Below are 4,728 nucleotides of genomic sequence, written 5' to 3'. Positions count from 1 at the left end.
GGAGAGTGAGACGGAGGTTGGGCGTGGTGTCGTGGTCCCGTTGCCACCGCGCCCCCGCCGCCGCATCCCGTCAGGAGCAGGGAGGCGGCGAGCAGGGCGGCACGGGGTCTATTCATGATCACGGCTCGACTGTGACGGACACATGTGAGGAACTCGTCAGGTTGAAGGCGCTGTTCGACCGCCCAGACCGTACTTCCGCGTGGTGAACGGCGAGTCAAGCCACCGTTGGAACGGCTGGGGCACGCGGGGTGCCGTTGTGCAAGTGCCCGCGCACCTTGGGACCACTCCTCGTTCGGGCCACCTCGCGCGGCGTTACCCGACGCAGCCGCCTTACGCTCGACAGCACCTGTCACCGCGGAAAGGACCGGACATGACCGTGCGCGTACGGCGTGTGTACGAATCGCCCGAGGCGGACGACGGTGTCCGGGTCCTCGTCGACCGGCTGTGGCCGCGCGGGCTGTCCAAGGAGGCCGCGCACGTGGACGAGTGGCCCAAGGCGCTCACCCCGTCGACCGACCTGCGCCGCTGGTACCACGCGGGCGAGGGGTCCTTCGAGGAGTTCTCCGACCGCTACGAGGCCGAGCTGGAAGCCCTCGAGGCGGCCGAACTCCTGGAACACGTCCGGGAGTTGGCCGCCAAGGGGACCGTGACGCTGCTGACCGGCTCCAAGACGCCGGACACCAGTCACGCAGCCGTGCTCGCCCGTCTGCTCGAGGACGCTTCGAGGTAGGTCTCGGTGACGGCCAGCGCGGCCGCCATGATGCTGAGCTGGGGGTTCACCTCCGGGCAGCCCGGCAGCACGGACGCGTCGGCCACGAGGACACCCTCGACTCCCCGCAGCCGTCCCACGGCGTCGGCCGGCGCCCGCAGCGGATCGCCGCCGGCGGCGACGGTGCCGGCCGGGTGGAAGGCCGACAGGTGCAGTTCCCGCGGGGTGATCCCGGCGAGCAGGGCGTCGAGTTCGCCGAGGGTACGGGCGCGCGGCGCGCGCGGGACACCGGTGAGGACCTCCCGGGCGCCGGCGGCGAACAGGACGCGGCCCATGGCCCGTACCGCCGCCGTGAGCCGGTCGCCGTCCCGGGGGTCCAGGCGGTAGCGGACGAGGGTGCGGTCGCGGCCCAGCACCTGGCCCGAGGGCCGGTCGGCGATCATGGCGCCGAGGACCGCGAGCCGGTCGGCGCCCTCCAGTTCGCGGCGCAGGGAGCGGCCGAGGCCGGGCAGGACGAAGCTGCTCATGCCGGGTGGGCCGGCCGTCGCCTCGATCAGAATGCCGCGGTCGTGCAGCTCCTCCACGCCGGCGCTCTGCAGCACGCCCTGCCAGGACGTCACGGGTTCGTCGAAGCGGCCCGCGACGCTGGTGGCCGGGTGCACGCTGAGGTTGCGGCCGAGACGGGGGTGGCCGCCGAGGCCGGAGCGGCGCAGCAGCTGCGGGCTCTGCAGGGCGCCCGCCGCCGTGACGACGAGGGGGCTGAGGATCTCCAGCTCGCTGCCGTCCGCCCGGCGCGCCAGGACGCCGGCCGCCCGCGGCGGGACCGGACGGTCGTGGTCGAGCAGGATGCGCAGGGCGCGGGCGCCGGTGACGATGCGGGCCCCGTCGGCACAGGCCTCGGGCAGGACGGAGAGCTGCACGCTCTGCTTGGCGCCGGTCGGGCAGCCGACCACGCACTGGCAGGAGCCCTTGCAGCCCGGCGCGTTGCGCCGCAGGGGACCGGCCCGCCAGCCGAGCCGTTCGGCACCGGCCAGGGCGAGCAGGCCGTTGCTGCCGAGGACGTCGAGCGGCTGGGTGGCGACGCGCAGCGTGCGTTCGATCTCGTCGAGCCGGGCGGGCAGTCCGTCGGCCAGCGCGAAGCCGTGGCGACTGCTCCAGCGGTCGAGGACGTGGTCCGGAGTGCGGTAGCAGGTAGCGGAGTTGACGACGGTGGTGCCGCCGACGGCCCGCCCGACCGGCAGCAGAAGCGGCGGGTTGCCGAGGGCGGCGGTCGCGCCGCCGTCCCGGTACAGGTCGCTGAAGCGGTCCAGGGGCGCGCGGCGGCCGAAGGACGCGGTGGTGTGGTGCTCCCCCTCCTCCAGGACCACGACGGTGAGCCCGGCGCGTGCGAGGGTGCGCGCGGCCACCGCTCCCCCGGCACCGGAGCCCACCACGACGGCGTCGGCGGTGGCCCGGTCGGGCCACTCGGCGGCGGGCGTGCAGTCCAGCGGCGGGTCCTCGGGGGCGCGCGGTGCCCGTGGGAGCGGGGTCCGCTCGGTGGCGGCGGCGAGCAGCACGGGCACCTTGAGGAGGTCGAGCGCCGGTACGAGTCCGGGGCGCGCCGCGAGCGAGCCCAGCACCGTCTCGCGCTCGTCCGGGGTGAGGCCGGCCAGCCGCCGCCCGCTGTGCAGGACGGCGTACGCGTCCACCGCTGTGGCGGCGGCGCGCACGCCCGCTCGCATGGGCGCCGGCAGCGCGGACAGGAACCTGTCGAGCCTGCCGGGCACGCGCGTGAGCCACTCCTCGTCCCCGGTGTCGGCGAGCATTGCGGCGACCAGTCCGTGTGCGGTCACCGGTCCCCCACCTCCGCGTGCGCGGTGCCCTGCAGCGTCCACGAGGCCTCGCTGCGCCAGCGGCCCCACCAGCGCTCCAGCAGGATCGTCGCGTCGGCGCTCTCGCTGTTGCGGCACACCGCCTCGGCGCCGTCCGGGTCGCGGTAGTCCAGGGCGAGCGTGCGTTCCGCGGGCTGGGTGACCTCGACCCGGACTCGCCGCAGCAGCGTGCGGCCGGTCACCGTCCACACGGGCAGTCCGATCCGGGCCCGGAACCGTCCGATGCCGAGCAAACCCACCGCCGAACGCTCGGCGCGCCGGGGCCACTCGCGGCCCCGGTACCGCAACCGCAGGAAGACCAGCGGAGGCAGGCGCCTCAGCACGGGCCGCGTGGACACCGCGGCGATCACCTCGAGGACGTCGGAGTCGCCGAGGTCCGCGTGGAGCCAGGCCCAGCGATGGGCGTTGCCGTGGCCGTGGATGCGGGCGGAGGCACCCGGGGCGGCGCGCAGGGTCAGGGTGTTCTTGCCGTCGCTGAACGTTCCGTCGTACGTGGCCCGGGCGGCCGGGAGCATGTGGGCGGCGGGGAGCAGGGGGCGCCGCCAGGACCAGCGCGGGAAGGTGAACAGCGGCGCGGACAGGGGCTGTTCGGTGAGGTCCCAGTCGAAGTCGCCGGCGCTCCCGGTCAGTCGTCCCGCAGACGCGTCGACACCGGCGGCCGAGAACCCCTCGGCCGGCTCGGGCCACGGCGCGGGTCCGAAGCGGACGTGGCGGACCTCCCCCTCCTGCGGGAAGACGGCGGCCCAGCCGTGGGCGACGGGGGCGGATCCGTCGGTGGGTGTGACCAGTTCGTGGTGCAGCCAGACGCCGGTGCGGGTCGCGGGGTCGGTGAGGGTCGTGTACCAGACCTCGGTGCGGCCGGGGGTGCCGTCCCAGCGGGGCACGGCGTACGCGGCGGGGTCCTCCCGGCGGGGAAAGCGGAAGCTCAGCAGGAAGGGGGCCAGGCCGGTCGCGACAGGGAAGCGCAGGGTGCCCTGTCCGACCCGGGCGCCGTCCTCGTACAGCGTGAACGGCAGCACGGTCATCGACGTCACCGGGTGGCGCGGGGTGACCGACTTCCAGCCGTCCAGGGTGAGGTGGCGGCCGTCCGCGGTGAAGGTGAGCCGGTAGCGGATGCGGCGGCGGGCGAGCGGCGAGATCTCCAACTCGCCGGTGGCCTCCGGGTCGTCGGCGAGTCCGGAGACGCGGACCCGGCCGTCGATGCGGGCCTGGGTGGTGCGGTGCGGCCGCAGGACCTCGTCGGACTCGGCGCGCAGGTCGAGGCGGATCCGGCGGACCCGGTCGTCCCCGTCGAGCCGGACCGTGCCGAGCATGCTCTCCGTGAACGTCGTGCCCCTCATGCCAGTCCCTCCAGCATGATCTTCTCGGTGTCGCGCAGATAGGCGTCGGCAGCGGCGTGCGCGCGGCGGCCGTCGCCGGACGTCACGGCGTCCACGACCGGTGCGAGCCGCCGGTGGGCTGCCCCGGGATCGGTGAACGGGCCGCGCAGGGCGGCCCGCACGGGGAGGTAGGCGTTGAAGAGCGTGTTGGTCAGCAGGACGTAGACACGGTTGCCGGTCGCCCGGGCGAGGGCGCGGTGCACCTCGACGTCGGCGAGCTGCACGGCGTCCGCGCCGTCCGCCTCCCGTACGGCGTCCAGGAGGCGGCCCAGTTCGGCACGGTGCTCGCGGGTGGCCCGCGCGGCGGCCCGTTCGGCTATCAACGCGCCGATGGAGCGGCGCACTTCGAAGATCTCCCGGACCCATTTCGCGTCGTGCCGCACGAGCATCGGCAGGAGGTCGGCGCCGCCCAGCCGGGCGTAGTCGCGCACCCTGGTGCCGACGCCGTGCCGGGTCTCCAGGAGGCCGGCCTGGACGAGGCGGCCGAAGGCGTGCTTGAGGGTGGTGCGGGTGACGCCGTAGCCGTCGGCCAGCCGGCGCTCCGGGGGCAGGTAACTGCCCGCCGGATGGCGTCCGTCGAGGATGTCGTCGCGCAGCCTGGCTTCGAGGACGTCCACGATCGTCTCGCGGGGCAGTGCCTCCACGGATGCCTCCTGAGGGAGTGGATGAGTGGCTGAGCCACTGAACCAGTGGATCTCGCCGCCGGTCAACCCCCGCGTGCCGGTGGGTTGTTCGCACGACAACGCCGCGGGGGCGGTCGGTGTGGTGT

4 protein-coding genes are annotated in these 4,728 nt (G+C 74.8%); 1 reads left to right on the top strand and 3 read right to left on the bottom strand.

All coding sequences use genetic code 11. The features are described from left to right. Positions 1-370 precede the first annotated feature (370 nt). The gene (locus tag ACFU97_RS45725; RefSeq protein ID WP_384269169.1) at positions 371-730 is read left to right on the top strand and encodes a DUF488 domain-containing protein; all 360 of its coding nucleotides are present in this window, start codon (positions 371-373) and stop codon (positions 728-730) included. On the opposite strand, the gene ACFU97_RS45720 is transcribed toward ACFU97_RS45725, so the two are convergent. The 3 genes from ACFU97_RS45720 to ACFU97_RS45710 are packed head-to-tail and all read right to left on the bottom strand — an operon-like array spanning position 685 to position 4,603. Then, a complete protein-coding gene (locus ACFU97_RS45720; protein ID WP_384269166.1) occupies positions 685-2,541 on the bottom strand; it encodes a GMC family oxidoreductase N-terminal domain-containing protein in 1,857 nt (618 codons plus the stop codon). The two genes, ACFU97_RS45725 and ACFU97_RS45720, sit on opposite strands and share 46 nt — an antisense overlap. After that, on the bottom strand, positions 2,538-3,920 hold the full coding sequence (locus tag ACFU97_RS45715; protein ID WP_384269164.1) for a hypothetical protein: 1,383 nt from the start codon (positions 3,918-3,920) through the stop codon (positions 2,538-2,540). Before ACFU97_RS45715 ends, ACFU97_RS45720 begins: the two co-directional genes overlap by 4 nt. After that, positions 3,917-4,603 carry a FadR/GntR family transcriptional regulator gene (locus tag ACFU97_RS45710; RefSeq protein ID WP_384269161.1) on the bottom strand — a complete coding sequence of 229 codons (687 nt, stop codon included), beginning with the start codon at positions 4,601-4,603 and terminating at the stop codon, positions 3,917-3,919. The genes ACFU97_RS45715 and ACFU97_RS45710 overlap by 4 nt, the downstream gene beginning before the upstream one ends. Positions 4,604-4,728: the final 125 nt, after the last annotated feature.

The sequence above is a fragment of the Streptomyces sp. NPDC057616 genome (assembly GCF_042800575.1).
In the GTDB taxonomy this organism is placed as follows: Bacteria; Actinomycetota; Actinomycetes; order Streptomycetales; family Streptomycetaceae; genus Streptomyces.
The sequence above is the reverse complement of the archived record's forward strand: the minus strand, read 5'-3'. Positions and strand labels throughout refer to the sequence as shown.

Excerpts from the sequence above, each read along its gene's own strand:
- ACFU97_RS45725 (WP_384269169.1), top strand. The coding sequence starts at position 371 with ATGACCGTGCGCGTACGGCGTGTGTACGAATCGCCCGAGGCGGACGAC.
- ACFU97_RS45715 (WP_384269164.1), bottom strand. The coding sequence starts at position 3,920 with ATGAGGGGCACGACGTTCACGGAGAGCATGCTCGGCACGGTCCGGCTC.